The sequence below is a fragment of the Actinomycetota bacterium genome (assembly GCA_030682655.1).
Taxonomy (GTDB): domain Bacteria; phylum Actinomycetota; class Coriobacteriia; order Anaerosomatales; family JAUXNU01; genus JAUXNU01.
Genome location: JAUXNU010000112.1, coordinates 18,928 through 36,560, shown reverse-complemented (window position 1 = coordinate 36,560; position 17,633 = coordinate 18,928). Strand labels below are relative to the sequence as shown.

The following is a 17,633-nucleotide window of genomic DNA, read 5'->3' as shown; positions in this document are numbered from 1 at the left end:
ACGTGACATACAGCGCGATTCCGGCGGCGATTGTCGCGTTGCCGTTCGCGGCGGCGCTGCTGGCGCGACCTCTCGGTCGTCGCTCTGAGCCGCTGCGGAACTGGTTCGCCGTTGTCGTCACGGGCCTCACCTTCCTTGGCTCGGTAGCACTCATACCGCTTGTGGCGGAGCACCACATAGTCGGCTCGAAGATCCCGGTGCTGCTCGGGCACATCACCTTCGAGGTCGACTCGTTCGGGATGTTCTTCGCGCTGTTCACGTCGTTCGTCTGGATGGCATCGACTCTTTATGCCGGCTCCTACATGCAGCACGAGCAGAAGCGCGACCGGTACTTCACGGTCAACCTGGCCGTACTCGGGGCAAACATGGGCGTGGTGCTCGCCGGCGATCTCATCTCTCTCTATCTGTTCTTCGAGGCCCTGGGCCTTCTCGCGTACTGGCTCGTGGTCCACACCGAGACGCCGGAGGCCCTGAAGGCCTCGACCAAGTACCTCTGGATGACGGTGATGGGCGGGTTCGCCCTGGTCGCTGGCATCTTCATCACATTCGGGCTCGGCTCGACCGGCCATCTGGGACCCGTGCCCATGGCGGAGGGGCAAGAGCTGCTCATGTGGGCCGCTGCGATCCTCATGATCGTAGGTTTCGGAGTCAAAGCGGGTATCGTGCCGGTGCATGTCTGGCTTCCTGACGCGCATCCGGTGGCCCCCTCTCCGGCCAGCGCTCTGCTCTCCGGCATCATGATCAAGGCAGGGGCGTACGGCATCTTCCGCGTGGTGACAGCACTGTTCCGACCTCCGATCATGGAAGAGGTGGCCGAGGAGCTGTGGCACTTCACGACGCAGCTGGGCTTCGCCGTCATCTGGATCGGCATCGCGACGATGTTCATCGGTGTGGTGCTCGCGCTTCTGCAAGAGAACGCGAAGCGGATGCTCGCCTATCACAGCGTGAGTCAGATGGGCTTCATCATCACCGGCATCGGTGTCGCCGGGTACCTTGGGGCGCACGGGGCCATGGGCTTCGCTGGCGGGCTGTACCACATCGTCAACCACGCGCTATTCAAGGCCTGCCTCTTCCTTGGCGTGGGAGCAGTGTACTTCCGCACGCACGAGCTCAACATGTACAAGCTCGGCGGACTGTGGAAAAAGATGCCGCTGACGTTTCTGTTTACGCTGATTGCGGCATGCGGCATCACAGGCGTGCCGCTGTTCAACGGTTTCGTCAGCAAGACCCTCCTGCACCATGGGCTCGTCGAGGCGGTCGAGCATGCCTCCCACCTCGCGCACGCGGCCCACTCCACGGGGCTGGCTAGACAGGCTACTGCGCTGTCCGTCGCCGAGAAGATCTTCGTGCTCACCTGCGGAGGAACGGCGGCCTCGTTCATCAAGCTCATCGTGTTCGTCTTCCTTGGCAAACCGAAGCAGGAGTTCCCCGGCGTGAAGGACGCCCCTGCTCGGATGCTCGTTGCGATGGGCGCACTGGCGGTACCGATCGTAGCCCTCGGTCTCGCACCGAACCTGATGCTGAAGGGCGTGATATCACCCGGCCTGCACACATGGGGCCTGCACTCTGAGATTCTGGACCACTTCGTGCTGTTCGCTGGCGGGGACCTGATGGCTGTGCTCATCGCGTTCGCAATAGGCACAACGGTGGTGATCGTCGGTGTACGCTTCGGGCTCTTCCACGCGCACTTCCCGGCGTGGCTCAGCATCGACTACTGGTATCGCCGCACGGCAAGGGCATTCCTGGCCTTCTGCGTTTCGGCCAACCAGTCCTACGAGGCATACACGGGCTTCATGTCAAGGGCAATCATACGCACGCTGCGTATGACCTCCCGCTATGGCGTGCGAATCCAGCGAAACTGGCGGCGGGTGATCGTGACGCTCGGAACAGGGGCACCGGGACTCCGACACCAGCAGTTCATCGAGACCGCGTACGTCATCATCGAGCGTGAGCGTCACGAGACCGTGCGGCATGCCGTCGATGCCGCCGTCATGAAGGCCGAGAACTCCCGCGACATGGACGAGGCGCTTCGGCAGCAGTACGTGAACTCGGTCCGCGATACCGCCATGTACATGGCCACCCGGCTGTTCGACGAGCGAATCGACGCGGTGGCGGAGCTCGCCCGAACCGGTCGGATCGAGCCTCTCAGGGTAGCACTCAACGAATCCATGATCCGCGTGGAGAAGTGGCGGCAACCCGTCACCGACCTCGCTCTCGAACTCGCGCCACGGCGCATGAGAGGCGAAAACATCCTGCGCGAGATAGCTCGCGAGATGAACGACATCATGGCCAAAGAGAGATTCGATGTGCTCATTCGCGAATCGATTCCTTCGTGGAGTGCATCGCAAGCGGCAGCCCGGCTCGGGCACCGTGTCGGCCAGGCCGTTCCAAGAGAGGAAGTCGCATCCGCCTACCAGGCCGGATCGCTCGCGGCAGCCCGGCTCGGGCACCGTGTCGGCCAGGCCGTTCCAAGCCAAGAAGTCGTATCGGCCTACCGCGCAGGAGGCCTCACCAAGATCGAGAGAGCGGGAGGCTGGCTCTCGGACACGGCCACCACCGTGATCGAGTCGATCATCCAGGAGCGCATCCCCTGGATAATCGACGATCACATGGACAACAGGCGCCTCGCGAGCGCCCGCCTCGCCATCCAGCGCTATGTGCGTGACATCGGTCTCAACGTCGGGATTGCGATTGCGATGCTGCTCGTCTTCGTCCTGACGGCGATGGCGGGAATCACCTAGGCGCGCCTTCTTCGGCCACGACTGCCGACGAGAGGAAGCGCCTGCTTGGGGTACGGAAGCCGAGTACGAGTGGACAGAGTAGTGTTTGAGGATGTCGGACGAATCAAGCAGTTCGAAGACGGCGCTGTTGTCTTCTCCGAGAACGAACCGGGCCGCTCCATGTTCGTTGTCGAATCCGGGCGAATCCGGCGTACGCGCACGGCGACGCACGAATCGGAAGAGATCGTGACTCCGCTGGCCGAGATCGGCCCCGGCGCGTTCTTCGGCGAAATGGCGCTGTTTGATGTGGCGCGTCGCTCGCCGACTGCAACCGCAGTCGGCGACGTCCAGCTCCGGAAGGTATCCCGCAAGGATCTCGAAGCGGGGATCCGTGCGAACCCGGAGATCGCACTCCAGTTCCTTGAGCGGATGAGCAAGCGGATTCGCAAGACCGACGCGCTCATCGAGCGGCTCCTCGTTCGGGAGAAGCTGGCCGAGGACGTCTTCGCAGAGGTGAGCGCGCTTCGCCACCCCGAGTCATTCGCCTCGACGCCGTAGGGCAACTCCGCGTGCCCAGGGGAAATGCTCGGACCCCGGCGATCTTCACACGCCGGGGTCCGGAGACGGAATCAGCTCCGATTGGTGGAGGGGCGCCACGGTGAGGAGCGAATCCCTAAGTCAGGAGGCTCATTTGAATCCTGACAATAGCTTTATCGGCCAGCTCAGAGGGGGGCTTTAGCTCTTTGCGTTGTGGCCTTCGTCACAGTGAGGCGGCGTGACATGGATCCCCTTCCTTGGCGGCCCGACGGCTCCGGCGTGCAAGCGTACGAGAGCCTATCGGTCTGCCCCACGGGCCTCCTGGGCAGCGATGATGTCCTTGACCTTCATCAGCCGCGTCAGGTTGCCTCGCTCCGCCTCTTCCAGCTTCATGCCGATGTCCCGGATGGCCTCGGCCAGCTGCGGGATCAGAACGTGCTCGAGCGCGTTCACGCGTCGGCGCGTGGTCTCGATCTCGGCGGCGAGCAGTTCGATCGCCTTCTCGCGCTCGGCAAGATCGATCAGCCTTGGCGCGACCTCGGCCAAAGAATCGAGCGCTGCGTCGAGCACCACCGGCGTCGCGACGAGCGAGTAGCCGCCCGGCTGCGGCATGGGAAGCGGAGTGTAGTGCGGGATGCGAACACTCATGACATTGCGCTCGACGACATCGACAAGACCCACCGGCTGTCCGGCGGAAAGCGCCTGCGCCAGGTTCGCCCGTCCTGCCTCTGCGCGCGCGATGGCGAACATGCCGTAAGCGCCCGCCAGCTCGCGTTCGACCGCTCCGCGCACCTTGCGGCTCTGGCCGATCCTGCCAAGGAACTCCTTCATGAGCTCGTCAAGCTTGTCTTTGAGCAGCTTGTGTCCTCGTTCGGCCACGGCGCGGCGACGCCTGAGCTTGAGCAGCTCCATGCGGTTGGGGTTCACCCGCAACTGCGCCACGCTACCTCGCCACCTTCCACCACACGGCGTATGCGACCACCACGACCACGGCCATGAAGTTCACCGCACGAAGCGCCACGACTGCCCGCGAGGGCTGCACGCCCCACGCTTCGAGAGCGCGCACGCCTACGACCTGCATCGCGCCGAGCAGCGCAACGAGCACAAAGAGCGCTATCCAGGGCGCCAGCGTCACGCACTGACCTCCTCGGCGACCGGCTCTTCTGCCAGCTCGTCGACGGGCAGGTACTTCTCGACGAACTCGTCCTTGATGCGCTTGACTTCGCTGCGAGGCAGCAGCGCAACGAGCTCCCAGCCGATCGCAAGGGTCTCCTCGACGGTGCGCTCCTCGTGCTCGCCCTGCCGGATGAAGCGATCTTCGAATGCATCGGCGAACGCAACGAACGCCTTGTCCGACTCGGACAGAGCTGCTTCGCCGAGGATGATTGCGAGCTCCTTGGCCTGGATGCCACGGGCGTAGGCGCCAAACAGCTGGTTGCTGAGGTCCGCGTGGTCCTCTCGCGTCTTGCCCGGGCCGATGCCCTTCTGCTTGAGACGAGACAGCGACGGCAGGACTGCGACCGGCGGGTAGACGCCACGGCGGTGCAGGTTGCGATCGAGGATGATCTGGCCCTCGGTGATGTAGCCGGTCAGGTCGGGGATGGGGTGCGTCTTGTCGTCCTCGGGCATCGACAGGATCGGGATCTGCGTGATGGAGCCCTTGCGCCCCTTGATGCGGCCGGCACGCTCATACAGCGTCGCGAGGTCGGTGTAGAGATAGCCGGGATACCCGCGACGACCGGGGACCTCCTTGCGCGCGGCAGAGACCTCCCGCAGCGCCTCGCAGTAGTAGGTCATGTCGGTGAGAATGACGAGCACGTGCATGTCGCACTCGTACGCGAGGTACTCGGCTGCGGTGAGCGCCATGCGCGGGGTCGCGATACGCTCGACGGCCGGGTCGTCCGCGAGGTTCAGGAAGAGCACCGCGCGCTCGATGGCCGCGGTGTTGCGCAGCTCGCTCGAGAAGAAGTCGGCGTCCTCGAACGTGATTCCCATGGCCGCAAAGACGACCGCGAACTCGCCCTCCATCTTGGCACCGACTTTCGTCGGGTCGTCGGACCGCTGGAGAACGGCTGCCTGGCGCGCGATCTGCGCCGCCAGCTGGTTGTGCGGAAGGCCCGAGGCCGAGAAGATCGGCAGCTTCTGCCCGCGCACGAGCGGGTTGAGTCCGTCGATCGAAGAGACGCCTGTCTGGATGAAGTCGTCAGGGAAGTCTCGCGCGGTCGGATTGATCGGCGCGCCGTGGATCGAGAGCCGCACGTCGGGCAGGATCTCGGGGCCGCCATCGCGCGGGCGACCGAGGCCGTCGAACACGCGGCCCAGCATGTCGCGCGACACGCCAAGCGTCATGCCCCGGCCAAGGAAGCGCACTTTTGTCTCGCTCGGATTCGAGCCCTGTGTGCCCTGGAACGCCTGCACGAGAGCGACGTCGCCGTTCACCTCGAGCACGTTCCCGAGCGAGTGAGTCCCGTCCGGGAAGTCGAGCTCGACAAGCTCTCCGTAAGTGACGCCTTCTACGTCCTCGACCAGCAGTAGCGGGCCGACGATGTCGCGTGTTGTCATGTACTCGCGTTCCATCTAGCGGACTCCCTCCTCGACACCCTCGGCGACAAGCTGCGTCTCGATGTCGGAGGCGATCTCGGCAAATACTCCCGCATCTTCCTCGGTCAGGTACTTCGCCCGCGTGATGCGTTCGCGGACCGGCGCGGCGAAGATGTCTTTGAGCAAGGCTCCGTTTCGCACGGCCTCGAGCGCCTTCTCGTGGAACAGCAGGATCATCTGGAGCAGGTTGTTCTGCTTGGCCAGCGATGTGAACTGGTCGTCGTCGCGGAACGCGTTCTGCTGGAGGAAGTCCTCGCGAATGGACTTCGCGGTCTCCATGAGCAGCTGCTCCTCGACGGAGAGCGCTTCTACGCCGACGAGACGGGCGATCTCGACCAGCTCGCTTTCGCGCTGCAGAATCTCCATACAGCGGTCGCGGCGGAGCCGGAACTCAGGCCCGACATGTTCGCGCCAGTAGGGCGTGATCTTGTCAAGATAGAGCGAGTAGCTCGTGAGCCACGAGATCGCGGGGAAGTGGCGCTCATACGCGAGACGGTCTTCCAGCGCCCAGAAGACCTTCACGACGCGCAGGGTGTTCTGCACGACGGGCTCGGAAAGGTCCCCTCCCGGAGGAGAGACCGAGCCGACGACTGACACCGAACCGACGCGCTCGTGATCCTCTTCACCCTCCCTGGCCGCAGGTTCCGCCACGTCGCCGACGGACTTCTCCGATGCCGCCTCCTCGACCGAGACGCTGCCCGGCGGCAGCGCGCCGCCGAGAGTGGAGACCTTGCCGGCCCGCTCGTAGAACGCCGCCAGCTTGGTGCCGAGATAGGCCGGGAAGCCCTCCTCGCCGGGCATCTCTTCGAGTCGACCGGATATCTCGCGCATGGCCTCGGCCCAGCGCGACGTCGAGTCGGCCTGCAACACGACGTTGTAGCCCATGTCGCGGAAGTACTCGGCCATCGTGATACCCGTGTAGACGCTTGCCTCACGTGCCGCCACGGGCATGTTGGAGGTGTTCGCTACGAGCACCGTGCGCTTCATCAGCGGCTCGCCGGAATACGGGTCGATCAGTTCGGGGAACTCCATGAGCACGTCGGTCATCTCGTTGCCGCGCTCACCGCAGCCGATGAAGACGACCACCTCTGCGTTGCTCCACTTGGCGATCTGGTGCTGCGTGACCGTCTTGCCGGCGCCGAACGGGCCCGGAATGCACGCAACGCCGCCCTTCATGAGCGGGAAGAACGTATCGATGACGCGAGTGCCGGTCACAAGCGGCTCGGCGACCGACAGCTTCTTCTTGTATGGCCGAGGAACACGCACCGGCCAGGTCTGCATCATCGTGAGATCGACTTCGCCCTTCTCACCGGCGAGCAGGTGCGCCACCGGCTGTTCGACCGTGTACGTGCCGCTCTCGATATGCTGAACCCTGCCCGACAGACCGATCGGCACCATGATCCGGTGCGTGATGACCTCGTTTTCCTGCACGATGCCGATCACGTCACCCTCGGAGACCGTGTCGCCGGCTTTGGCCGTCGCGTGGAAGGTCCACTTCTTCTCGCGGTCCAGACCCGGGGCGCTGATGCCGCGCTTCAGGAAGGCGCCGACCGTCGCCTCGAGCGCGTCGAGGGGGCGCTGGACGCCGTCGTAAACCGCTCCGAGCATGCCCGGCCCGAGCTCGACCGACAGCGGAGCGCCGGTCGACTCGACCGGGTCACCGGGGCCGAGGCCCTCGGTCTCCTCGTACACCTGTATCGAGCACCGGTCACCACGCATCTCGATGATCTCGCCCATGAGACCCTCGTCCCCTACGCGTACCAGGTCGTACATCCTGGAGCGCAAGAGCCCTTCGGCGACAACGAGCGGTCCGGCGACCTTGACGATTTTCCCTTGCTCCATGAACTCAGTCCTCTTCCCGGATCAGTACCGTCGTTCCAAGTGCGCGCTCGATGGCGCGATCGAGTCTCTTCTGTCCAAGTCCTCCGGGACTGCCCGCCCCCGGAATCACCGTCACGGCGGGAACCGCCTTGTCGAGCACCTCAGCTGCGAGGTCCGAGATGGCATCCCACACGGGCTCTGTCACGAACACCACCGCGTACTTCCCGCTCGAGAGGTCTCGCCACAGGCCACGCGCGTCGGCGGCCTCACGCACCGCAAACACCGTGAAGCCCAGCGGGCGAAACCCCGCCACACTCGTTCCGTCTCCCACAACGGCGATCTGCGCCGATGCAGACATCAGGCCACGTCCCTTAGCCGGGCGCGCAGCACGTCGGTTCTCACGCCGGACAACTTGCCAATGAGCAGCATTCGCAGCATCGATGCTTCAGCGCGTCGCGCGTACACATACCCGATGACCGGCTCGGGGCCGATCGCAACCATGAGCGCGCCGCGCAGTGCGCGCGCGAGTGCAACGTCGACCAGCACGTCGACGCGACCGGGATCCAGCAGCGCCGCCGGGTCCGCGACTCTCAGGGCCGGCAACGCTGCCAGTTGCGCAGCGGCATCGGCAAGCGGCAGCCGGTACAGCGCGATGAACCTCGCGATAGGCACATGGCCACACGGTACGAAGAACCGTTCGGCCTCGGCCACGGGCATGTTGCGTGACCGCGTGCGAAGGAATGCCTTGATGTTGGCCAAATCGGACCCCAGTTGCGCAATCTCACGTATGTGCTCGCTCGTGGACTCTCCCGCCACCTCGCACATCTCCACGTACATCTCGGCATCAACGGCGGGATCCACGAGGTCGACCGGCAGCGTCTCGTCGTCGCGCTCGATCTTCGCACGCACGCGGCGCTCGATCTTCGCGAGCCGCTGCGGAAGATTCCCCGACAGGAAGTCCTCGGCAGGTATGCTTCCCAGGTCGTTGAGGAGGTCATCGGCTGGGATGCCCACAGCCTCCGCTTTGAGCATGCCGCGCAGGTTCTCGAAATCGTGCTGCGTGCGGAAGAACTTGACCATGCTTGCCGGGAGGTTCGCGCTCTCGAGGAAGTCCTCGTAGACATCGGCTAGTGCGTGATCAACCGCACGCTCCACGTCGTCCGCGGTCGTCGCCGACTCGAGATAGCCCCCGTAGACGGTCTCGGACAACACGCGCTTCTGCTCGACGAAGGAGGGGGCGTCGAGCAGACGCTCGAAGTGAGACCGGCTCAGCAACCTCGTCTCGAGAACGCGGACGCGGCCGACCGCGAAGCCATATCTGATCGGATCGGCTATGACGCGCGTGCGGGCCACGGGCTACACGTCACCTCCGAAGAGATGCTTCGACACGAGGGCCTCCAGCTCTGCACGACGCGCGTCCACCATCGCGGCAGGCGATATCTCCATGCGCATGCGCTCGCCCTGGAGGAGCACGCCGTGCGCGATATCGCCCGTCGTTCCCGACAGCTCCGCGTCGACACCGACAGCCGCCAGCGCAGCGGGAAGCGTGGCGTTCAAGCGCGGACCATCCGCCTCCGCGACCAAGATCCGCTCGCCACCGCGAGTCGCACGCGCGACCTCACGTGCATGGAGCGTAGCGTAGCGGTCATCGGCCAGCTTCTCGATGCTCTCGACCGAACGATGCAGCACCCGATCGATGAGCACGCGTTTCTCGCCAAGGACCCGGTCGCGCCCACGCAGGCGAGCGCCTGCGATGCGGGTGCGAGCGTCGTCTTGGGCTACCGCCTGTGCATGCGCGACTTCACGCTCGTGATCGGCAACAACGGTAGCCTCCGCCTCGGCATGCAGCCGCTGGGCCTCGCGCTCCGCGGTCAACAGAACGTCGTTGGCCTCGTCCTCGGCATCGCGGTCGATGCGCTTGAGTATGTCAGCGAGTGCCACGGCGCTACCTAACTCGAGAGGGTGATGAGCATGAGCACGGTGACGATAAGCGAGAGCACCGCGTAGGTCTCGACGAGCGCGGGGAAGATGAGCGACTTGCCTGCATCCTCGTCGCGACGCGCGACCATTCCCGCTGAGCCCACGGCTGTCGCGCCTTGGTAGATGGCGGACACCATGCATACGAATGCGACCGGCAAGCACGCGAAGAAGATGCGGATGCCTTCGCTTGCAGATAGGTCCGGGATACCCTCGAAGAAGTTGAAGAAGATCAGCACGAGCAATCCCGTGATGAAGCCGTAGATGCCCTGGGTACCCGGCATTGCCGCCAACGGCAGCAGCTTGCCGAACTTGCCCGGCTCCTCCGAGATGATGCCCGTGGCCGTGTTGCTGATCGACGTGATGCCGATCGACGACCCGACCCCGCCGCCAATGACAGCGAGTGCGGCACCGAACAGCGCCCACTCGGCGCCGCCCATCCCAAGAACGAAGTCCTTCACTGGGGGGACCCTCCTTCCTGCTCACCCGTCCCCGGGTGGAGCACCAACAATGCGCGTTGCCGTGAGAACGGCTTGTAGACCCGCCCTCCGGCCTCGTAGAACTTGCTGAAGAACTCGACGAACTGCAGACGTGCAGGATGCACGAATGAGCCAAGGAGATTGATGACCAAGTTGAACGTGTGGCCAACGATCAGGATGAGAGCGGCTGCGAGGAATCCGAGTCCCCACGGCGCTCCGGAGACCATGCCGGCAAGCAAGTTCATCACCTGGCCTACGAGTAGGCTCGAGAGCCCGAGAGCGGCCAGTCGCGAGTAGGACAAGAAGTCCGACATGAAGCCCGTGAGACCGTAGATTCCCAGCAAACCACTGCCTATCCCTATCAGTGCGCGAACGGGCGCGCGGTCCACGAACAGCCGCTCCAGGATGTGGCCCTTCAGCACTACCGCGACAACCGCCCCCCATCCCAGGAAGGCGACCTGTCCCGTAGCAGCCGTGAGCCCGAGCGCAATCAGCAACAGAACGGTCGAGATGTCGTCCTGCACGGCGTCCATCCACGCCCCGGCCTTCACCTGCAGGTACACGTTCACGAACACGCCAAGGAGCACGTGCACGACGCCGATAGCGATGGACACGACAAGAAGCGTGATGATGTCGTCGAGCGGATCGATCAGCGGCGTATAGCGCAAGAACGCCGGAAGCTCTTCGACCGTAAGAGCAAAGTAGCTCCGGGTCGCCACGCCCACGAGAACCGACGAGATGCCGCCAGCGATGAGCAGATCCATGAACTTCTTGACGCCGGGGGCAACGTCGAGCTTGGTCTTCATGAGGTAAGCGGCTACTGCCAGCGCGATGCCGTATCCCACATCCCCCAGGCACATCCCGAAGAACAGGAAGAAGAAGCCCGCGAGCAGCGGCGTAGGATCGACGGCCCCGTACGCAGGACGTCCGTAGAGGTCAGTGAGCACCTCGAAGGGTCGTATGAACCACGGGTTGGTGAGCTCGACCGGCACGAGGTCGTCTGCGGTCGGCTTCGAGAAGTCGATGTCGAGGTCGGAGCCGATCGGAGCGAGCGCTTCGACAAGCGTGCTCTTGCGCGCCTCGGGCAACCAGCCGGTCACCACGAACGCGCGATCCGTCGCGTGGAAGTCCGACCGCACCGATTCCGCCTCACGCTGGCTGAGCAGCGCCTCCACGAGTGCGCGGGCATGAGCGTGGCGGGACTCGAGCTCTTGCGCGCGTGCGCGGAGGCCCTCCTCCTCTTTCGCAAGATGGTCGAGGTGCTCCCCGATGCGGTGGATCTCCTCGGTCGGGTAGTTCTCGAGTCCGGGGAACGTGACCTCCGTGAACTCCGTGAGCGCGAGCTGCGAACGGACCTCTTCGAACCTGCCGCGGTGCGCCATCACGATCCACGCTTCGCGGTCGCCGGCTGCACCGACCTCGGCCACGGTGACCTCGTCGACGGCGTCTCGGAGGCTCTGCCGGATGGCCGCAGACTGGGCCGCGGGAACGACGCCGGTGAACAGGCGGACGTGCCCCGTGCCCTTCCACTGGCTGATCTGCAGGTGCAGCTCGCGCCAGGGCTCGAGCTCCTCGGCAAGTGCCCGCTCGCGCGCCCGCTCGCGCTCGATGTCGGCGAGGCGCGCGGCGATGCTGTTGCACTCACGGTAAAGCGAGTTGAACTCCGGATCCGTCTCGAGGCGATCGAAGTCGTCCTCGGCGATGTGGATCTTCTCGGCAATGAAGGATGCGAACGCGATGTCCGGCGTGTGATACCTGCCAAGGAAATCGCGCACGAACTGGGCGCGGGCTATCTGCTCGTCGAGTTCGTTGAGCCTGCGCTCATCGGGCACGAACGGTGTGACGCGCTCGTCGTCGATCTCAGCTCGAACGATCTCGAGGACCCCGACGCGCTGAAGCCGCTCGACGGCCTCGTCGATGACATCTCCGTGGGCGATGACCTCGACCTTGAGCATTCGGGCAATGGCCACTCGCGCGTCACCCGACCAGACTGTCGGCGACGGCAGACACAGCGCTGTCGAGCCGGGTCTCTGCCGCCTTCACCAAGGCGCCGAGCTCGGACTCTGCGTCGCGCTCGACGGTCGCTGCCTGCGCGTCGGCTTCGCGAAGAATGCGTGCGCGTACCGCGCCGGCGGCGTCGGCGGCCTCTCGAGCTCCCGACGCGAGAACCAAGTCCGCTTCGGCGAGAGCTTGCTTGCGAATCTCCCTTGCGCGCGCAGTGGCGTCCGCGAGCGCCCTACGAGCGGACTCTTCGGCCCGCATTATCTGCTCTAGCTTTTCCATGCGGTATCCGGCCTCCCCTGGGGTGTGCGCGACAACGACCCGATTCTATCATTCAACATGCAGGGCTGTGGGACGCGGCGCGCTATAATCTGGGGGCGCAAGATGGCCCCGACACGACCCAACCGCATGCAGTCGAACTCCCCCCACAACCGGACGGACATGCGCTCCCGGCGTCGCCGTCGGAGCCGGATTCGCGTCGTCTTCGTGTCTGCAGCCGCCCTTCTGGTCGCACTCGCCGTTGCTGCGGTCTACTTCGCGGTCGGCCTCCCTAAGTCCTCCCAAGATTCGGAAGCCGCGGCTCCCGGCGCATACGCTCCGCCCGACCCCCGCCCGGTCGCGACCGTCGAGCACACAGTTGCGCCCGATCCCGAGGCCAGCCGGCCCGCGACGATCACGATCTCTGCGGTCGGCGATATGATCTTCGACCGCCGCGTAAAGGAGCTCATCCGCGCCAGCGGTGGCGCGGCTCCGTTGCGACACGTCGCGGACCTCCTTGGCCGGGCCGATCTCACGGTGGGAAATCTCGAGAGTCCGCTGTCGGACGGCGGCACGATGGACGCCGACAAGGACGTGACCTTCCGAGGAGACCCCCGCGCCATCATCGGCCTGACGGCTTCCGGCTTCGACTTCCTATCCATCGCGAACAATCACGTTCTCGACTACGGGCCGGACGCGCTTGCGGACACGGTGAGCGCTCTCGGCGACGCCGGAATCGCTCACGCGGGGGCCGGTGCTGATCGCGACGCCGCGTGGAAGCCGGCCGTCATCGAGCTCGACGGCGGCACAACCGCAGCGTACCTGGCATTCAGCCACATCCTGCCGCCGGGATTCGTCGCGACGTCGAGCAAGGCCGGCCTCGCGCAGGGACGCAACAATATGGACAACGTCACCGAGGCAGTGCGGTCCGCCAAGAAGAAGTACGACTACGTGCTCGTGTCGTTCCACTGGGGTGTCGAGTACAAGGACGACGCCAACGGCGACCAGGTCCGTGACGCGCGCGCGACAATCGACGCCGGGGCCGACATGGTGCTCGCCCATCACCCTCATGTCATACAAGGCATCGAGTTCTACAAGGGGCGACTCATCGCGTACTCCCTTGGCGATTTCGTCTTCGACCATTACTCTCGCAAGACCGGCGAGGCGTTCGTGCTCAATGCATCGCTCGGACCCGGCGGCGTCACGGACGTTTCCGCGATCCCGGTCTACCTCGATACATACGGAGCACCTAAGCTGGTACAGGGTTCCGAGGCTACCGTCATCCTGGAACGCCTGACCGACATTTCGGCGAAACACGGCACGAACGTGAAGATTCGCGACAACAGAGCGCAGGTTCTCCCGTGAGCCCGCAGGAGCGCAAGCGACTTGAGGTCGACGGGCAGGGGCGGGTGCGCCCCGCGTCCCCGGCACGCGCCTCGAGGCTGGAGCCGATGCGCGACACGGGCGTCCGCCTCCGCGGCGCCTCAGCGCGCGAGCGGCGGCGGCAGATCCGCCGGCGACGCCAAACACTCCAGGCCCTCGTCCTGTGCGGCGCCGTGCTCGTGGCCCTGCTGGTCGGATGGCGACTCAACGCAAGCGAACCGCCTTCCTCGGCACAGGCGACCCAACCAAGCATACCTGCCGAGGAGGTCGCTGTGTATGGCGAAGCTGACTGCTCGCCCACACCGTTCTTCGCCACGTACCGCAGCCTCTACCTGTATCTGCCGGTTCCCGCAAGCAAACTGACCGAGCTGGCCTTCCACCAGGCATCCGGTGACCAGGTACTGCACATGGAGTCACTCCTGCCCGACGCGAACATGACGAAGGCGTTCAACAACAAGGGGACGGGCAGAGAACCCCAGCCAGCATCAACGGACGGCACCCCACAGAAGCTCACGGGCGCGGTCCTGCGGATGTGGAGGTCCAACCGCAGTGGGAAACCCGACTCCGCGGCGGATGTCGGAGCGGTCGCCGGGACGCAGGTTCGCTCCCCGGTCACAGGCAAGGTCATCAAGGTGAAGGCCTACAAGCTGTACGACGAGTACGACGACTACGAGATACATATCCAGCCGACCGGCTGGCCCGAGGTCGACGTCGTGCTCATTCACGTCGACAAAGTCACAATCTCGGAAGGCGACCGCGTCGTGGGAGGAGTGACCCCAATCGCGTCGGTGCGTCGGCTGGCGAATCGCGTCACGCCCCAGATCTCCGCCTATACCAAGAGCGATGGCGACCACGTGCACCTTCAGCTCAACAAGATGGATGTGCCGGGCAAGCTCGATGCGGCGGGCGGCTCCTAGGAGTCCGTGCCTCGAGGCAGACAGCCCTACGAGTCGTTCTGCTCGTGCGAAGACCGCCTCACGAAGCCCCGAAAGCGCCGGTCGAACTCATATCGCACGAGGCGCACTTTGCGGCCGCACCCCAGACACTGCAGCACGATGTCCATGCCCACGCGCGTGATCTCCCACTCGTTTCCGCCGCAAGGATGGGGCTTCTTGAGCTTGACCACATCGCCAACGCGAACGGGTGTGATGGGCACTGCCACGCCGGTGAAGCCTCCTCTGCCACTCTCCGCGCACGTGTCACGCGCGACATCTCACGGTATAAGGGAGTATAACCGCCACACAAGCTCACTTCCTGGAGGGGAATCATGCATACGCCAGCTATCCTTTCCGTCCTCGGCGAGGACAGGGTCGGCATCGTAGCCGGCATCTCGAAGGTGCTCGCAGAATCGGGCGCCAACATCGAAGACATCCGCCAGACCATCATCAGCGGGATCTTCTCGATGACCATGCTCGTCACCGTCGACGAGGACGCCACGCCATTCGACGAGCTGCAGCGCCATCTGTCGCAGGTCGGCGAGGGTCTCGGGCTACAGGTGACCCTTCAGCGCGAGGACGTCTTCCGGTACATGCACCGCATTTAGACGCTACGGCCCGGACGGGCCCTTCGCACCACGACAGGAGCAACGATGAACCTATCTCCCGAGGAGATCGTCGAGACGCTGCTGATGATCACCCAGCAGAACCTCGACATACGCACGGTCACTCTTGGCATGTCACTCGACCACTGCGCCCACCCTGATCTCAACACGATGGCGGCCAACGTCTACGAGGCGGTGTGCTCACGTGCAGAGAAGCTCGTACCGACCACCGAGGCGATCCAGGCCGAGTACGGCGTCCCCATCGTCAACCGGCGCATCGCCGTCACCCCGATCGCCAACCTTGCGGCCGCATGCGACGTGACCGACGTGACCCCGCTCGCAGTGGCGCTCGACCGCGCGGCTCACGAGGTGGGCGTCGACTTCATCGGCGGGTTCTCCGCGCTCGTGCAGAAGGGCATCGGCGCAGGCGACCGGCGCGTGATCGACTCCATTCCCGCCGTCCTTTCGAGCACGAAGCGCGTCTGCTCGTCGGTCAACGTCGCTTCCACACGCGCGGGGATCAACATGGACGCGGTCCTCCGCATGGCCGAGGTCATCCGGGAAACGGCCGCACTCACAGCGCACGAAGACGGCTTCGGCTGCGGGAAGCTCGTGATCTTCTGCAACATGGTCGAGGACAACCCGTTCATGGCCGGGGCGATGCACGGACCAGGCGAGGCCGACGCGGTCATCAACGTGGGCATCTCCGGCCCCGGTGTGGTCCGCGCCGTAGTCTCCGCACTTGCCGAGGACGCCGACCTGACCACCGTGGCCGAGGCCATCAAGGCGACGGCGTTCAAGATCACCCGCGTGGGAGAACTGATCGCGCGCGAGACAGCCCGGAGGCTTGGCGTTGCGATGGGCATTGTCGACCTCTCACTCGCCCCCACGCCCGCCCCCGGCGACAGCGTCGCCGACATCATCGAGGCGATAGGGGTTGAGCGCTGCGGCGGACCCGGGACCACGACAGCGCTTGCGCTTCTCAATGACGCCATCAAGAAGGGTGGCGCGATGGGGACGAGCTCGATCGGCGGGCTCTCAGGCGCCTTCATACCTGTGTCAGAGGACATGGGCATGGTGCGCGCGGTCAACGACGGCGCCCTGACCCTTGAGAAGCTGGAGGCCATGACGGCGGTCTGCTCGGTGGGCCTGGATATGATCGCCATTCCGGGGGACACACCCGCAGAGACGATTGCCGCGATAATCTCCGACGCATGCGCGATCGGCGTCATCAACGGCAAGACCACCGCCACCCGACTCATACCGGTCGTCGGGAAATCCGTGGGCGACACGGTCGAGTATGGAGGGCTGTTCGGCTCGGCGCCCATCATGGCGGTGAACGCCTGGGCTGGCTCGCGCCTGGTCCGGCGTGGTGGCCGCGTACCTGCTCCCCTCGGGAGTCTGCGCAACTAGCTCTTGCCGCTCGTCACGCACCACATGAAGCGAACGGCAGTTCTTACCGACTATACTAGTGAGACGGGTCACCCTGGCGAAGCACGGGTACATCTGATGCATCGACCCCGACTACATACTGTGCACGCGAAACGGCTGATGGGCGGTGTGCTCACCCTCGGCCTGTTTGTGTTGGCGCTGGCGCTGCCAACGTCCGTACATGCGGTGAAGACTCTTGGTGCTATCCAGACGACAGTCACGCCCGCCGCTGCGGGTTCAACGGGTGCTGTGTATTCCTCCGGCCGCTACCGCACCGACAACAAGGAACTGGTGACGGGATGCCAGATCACGTTCCCTGTCGGCACGATCGTGTCCGGAGCAACAGCCATCGACCCGCCGGGAACAGTCACAGTCACGGGTCAGACCGTGCGCATCGTTTTCAGCAACCCCGTCATTCCTGACAGGACGACGTTCAATGTCGACATCGGCGGAATCACGAATCCCCCCGCAGGAACGTACAACGCCGGGAACATGACGTTCTGGACAACCGACCTGAACGGCGTGCCGACGGGAACGACGGCACTCCCGACCGGCGACTACACGATCACGGGCAACTACCTCTCCGTGTCGATCACGACTCCGCATGCAGGACAGAGTGTCGACTTCGGAGCCGTTAACCCGGGCGTCGTGACCGCACCGCTCCAGGTCACCGTCCAGGTCACGTCGACGCTCGCCTATACGATCACACGTGCCATCTCCGGGGACACCGCGAAGATGGGCCTCGTCGTGACGGGTACGGCAACGGGCGCGAAGCCCATCGGCACCAACGTGTCGTGGGTCGACGACTACACGCTCAACCCTCCGTGGACCACAGACCCCTCGGTCCCGCTCACTGCGACGGTGCTCTACACCGTTGCGCAGTAG

Annotated in this window: 18 protein-coding genes; 7 read left to right on the top strand and 11 right to left on the bottom strand. The window is 64.8% G+C overall.

The annotated features are described in order from the left end of the window. Nucleotides 1-2 precede the first annotated feature (2 nt). Both Q8K99_06575 and Q8K99_06570 read left to right on the top strand, forming a co-directional pair. The gene (locus Q8K99_06575) at nt 3-2,741 is read left to right on the top strand and encodes a complex I subunit 5 family protein (GenBank protein ID MDP2182216.1); all 2,739 of its coding nucleotides are present in this window, start codon (nt 3-5) and stop codon (nt 2,739-2,741) included. 69 nt (nt 2,742-2,810) lie between these two features. Continuing rightward, nucleotides 2,811-3,278 carry a cyclic nucleotide-binding domain-containing protein gene (locus Q8K99_06570; GenBank protein MDP2182215.1) on the top strand — a complete coding sequence of 156 codons (468 nt, stop codon included), beginning with the start codon at nt 2,811-2,813 and terminating at the stop codon, nt 3,276-3,278. A gap of 276 nt (nt 3,279-3,554) precedes the next feature. Here Q8K99_06570 and Q8K99_06565 read toward each other — a convergent pair whose 3' ends face one another. Genes Q8K99_06565 through Q8K99_06520 form a run of 10 tightly spaced genes read right to left on the bottom strand, consistent with a single transcriptional unit; the run spans nt 3,555 to nt 12,418 of the window. Then, complete coding sequence (locus Q8K99_06565) at nt 3,555-4,199, bottom strand: V-type ATP synthase subunit D (GenBank protein ID MDP2182214.1); 645 nt, start codon at nt 4,197-4,199, stop codon at nt 3,555-3,557. Between the two features lies 1 nt (nt 4,200). Then, nucleotides 4,201-4,392, bottom strand: coding sequence for a hypothetical protein (locus Q8K99_06560; GenBank protein MDP2182213.1), 192 nt, complete (start codon nt 4,390-4,392; stop codon nt 4,201-4,203). Then, nucleotides 4,389-5,834: a V-type ATP synthase subunit B gene (locus tag Q8K99_06555; protein MDP2182212.1), complete on the bottom strand. Its 1,446-nt coding sequence runs from the start codon at nt 5,832-5,834 to the stop codon at nt 4,389-4,391. The genes Q8K99_06560 and Q8K99_06555 overlap by 4 nt, the downstream gene beginning before the upstream one ends. Further along, nucleotides 5,835-7,700 (bottom strand): V-type ATP synthase subunit A, encoded by a 1,866-nt coding sequence (locus tag Q8K99_06550; GenBank protein MDP2182211.1) that lies wholly within the window; start codon nt 7,698-7,700, stop codon nt 5,835-5,837. Nucleotides 7,701-7,704: 4 nt separating this feature from the next. Beyond that, nucleotides 7,705-8,037: a V-type ATP synthase subunit F gene (locus tag Q8K99_06545; GenBank protein MDP2182210.1), complete on the bottom strand. Its 333-nt coding sequence runs from the start codon at nt 8,035-8,037 to the stop codon at nt 7,705-7,707. Next, the gene (locus Q8K99_06540) at nt 8,037-9,032 is read right to left on the bottom strand and encodes a V-type ATPase subunit (GenBank protein MDP2182209.1); all 996 of its coding nucleotides are present in this window, start codon (nt 9,030-9,032) and stop codon (nt 8,037-8,039) included. The genes Q8K99_06545 and Q8K99_06540 overlap by 1 nt, the downstream gene beginning before the upstream one ends. Nucleotides 9,033-9,035: 3 nt before the next feature. Continuing rightward, nucleotides 9,036-9,620 (bottom strand): hypothetical protein, encoded by a 585-nt coding sequence (locus Q8K99_06535; protein ID MDP2182208.1) that lies wholly within the window; start codon nt 9,618-9,620, stop codon nt 9,036-9,038. Between the two features lie 8 nt (nt 9,621-9,628). Then, entirely contained in the window at nt 9,629-10,117 is a 489-nt protein-coding gene (locus Q8K99_06530; GenBank protein ID MDP2182207.1) for a V-type ATP synthase subunit K, read from the bottom strand. Beyond that, a complete protein-coding gene (locus Q8K99_06525) occupies nt 10,114-12,105 on the bottom strand; it encodes a V-type ATP synthase subunit I (GenBank protein MDP2182206.1) in 1,992 nt (663 codons plus the stop codon). Before Q8K99_06525 ends, Q8K99_06530 begins: the two co-directional genes overlap by 4 nt. A gap of 7 nt (nt 12,106-12,112) precedes the next feature. Then, entirely contained in the window at nt 12,113-12,418 is a 306-nt protein-coding gene (locus tag Q8K99_06520) for a hypothetical protein (GenBank protein ID MDP2182205.1), read from the bottom strand. A gap of 102 nt (nt 12,419-12,520) precedes the next feature. On the opposite strand from Q8K99_06520, the gene Q8K99_06515 reads away from it, so the two are divergent. Then, on the top strand, nt 12,521-13,759 hold the full coding sequence (locus Q8K99_06515; protein ID MDP2182204.1) for a CapA family protein: 1,239 nt from the start codon (nt 12,521-12,523) through the stop codon (nt 13,757-13,759). 86 nt (nt 13,760-13,845) lie between these two features. Then, the gene (locus Q8K99_06510; protein ID MDP2182203.1) at nt 13,846-14,694 is read left to right on the top strand and encodes a hypothetical protein; all 849 of its coding nucleotides are present in this window, start codon (nt 13,846-13,848) and stop codon (nt 14,692-14,694) included. A 26-nt stretch (nt 14,695-14,720) separates the two neighbouring features. Here Q8K99_06510 and Q8K99_06505 read toward each other — a convergent pair whose 3' ends face one another. Then, nucleotides 14,721-14,939: a DUF951 domain-containing protein gene (locus Q8K99_06505; GenBank protein MDP2182202.1), complete on the bottom strand. Its 219-nt coding sequence runs from the start codon at nt 14,937-14,939 to the stop codon at nt 14,721-14,723. 105 nt (nt 14,940-15,044) lie between these two features. Between Q8K99_06505 and Q8K99_06500 the strand changes: the two genes are divergently transcribed. The 3 genes from Q8K99_06500 (at nt 15,045) to Q8K99_06490 (ending at nt 17,633) form a co-directional block, all read left to right on the top strand. Next, nucleotides 15,045-15,320, top strand: coding sequence for an ACT domain-containing protein (locus tag Q8K99_06500; GenBank protein ID MDP2182201.1), 276 nt, complete (start codon nt 15,045-15,047; stop codon nt 15,318-15,320). Nucleotides 15,321-15,365: 45 nt separating this feature from the next. Then, nucleotides 15,366-16,730 (top strand): PFL family protein, encoded by a 1,365-nt coding sequence (locus Q8K99_06495; protein MDP2182200.1) that lies wholly within the window; start codon nt 15,366-15,368, stop codon nt 16,728-16,730. A gap of 138 nt (nt 16,731-16,868) precedes the next feature. Next, nucleotides 16,869-17,633 (top strand): hypothetical protein, encoded by a 765-nt coding sequence (locus Q8K99_06490; GenBank protein ID MDP2182199.1) that lies wholly within the window; start codon nt 16,869-16,871, stop codon nt 17,631-17,633.

Bases quoted from the DNA above. Each gene is read 5' to 3' on its own strand.
- Q8K99_06510 (MDP2182203.1), top strand. From the start codon at position 13,846: ATGCGCGACACGGGCGTCCGCCTCCGCGGCGCCTCAGCGCGCGAGCGG.
- Q8K99_06550 (MDP2182211.1), bottom strand. From the start codon at position 7,700: ATGGAGCAAGGGAAAATCGTCAAGGTCGCCGGACCGCTCGTTGTCGCC.
- Q8K99_06490 (MDP2182199.1), top strand. From the start codon at position 16,869: ATGGGCGGTGTGCTCACCCTCGGCCTGTTTGTGTTGGCGCTGGCGCTG.
- Q8K99_06545 (MDP2182210.1), bottom strand. From the start codon at position 8,037: ATGTCTGCATCGGCGCAGATCGCCGTTGTGGGAGACGGAACGAGTGTG.
- Q8K99_06500 (MDP2182201.1), top strand. From the start codon at position 15,045: ATGCATACGCCAGCTATCCTTTCCGTCCTCGGCGAGGACAGGGTCGGC.
- Q8K99_06520 (MDP2182205.1), bottom strand. From the start codon at position 12,418: ATGGAAAAGCTAGAGCAGATAATGCGGGCCGAAGAGTCCGCTCGTAGG.
- Q8K99_06495 (MDP2182200.1), top strand. From the start codon at position 15,366: ATGAACCTATCTCCCGAGGAGATCGTCGAGACGCTGCTGATGATCACC.
- Q8K99_06515 (MDP2182204.1), top strand. From the start codon at position 12,521: ATGGCCCCGACACGACCCAACCGCATGCAGTCGAACTCCCCCCACAAC.
- Q8K99_06555 (MDP2182212.1), bottom strand. From the start codon at position 5,834: ATGGAACGCGAGTACATGACAACACGCGACATCGTCGGCCCGCTACTG.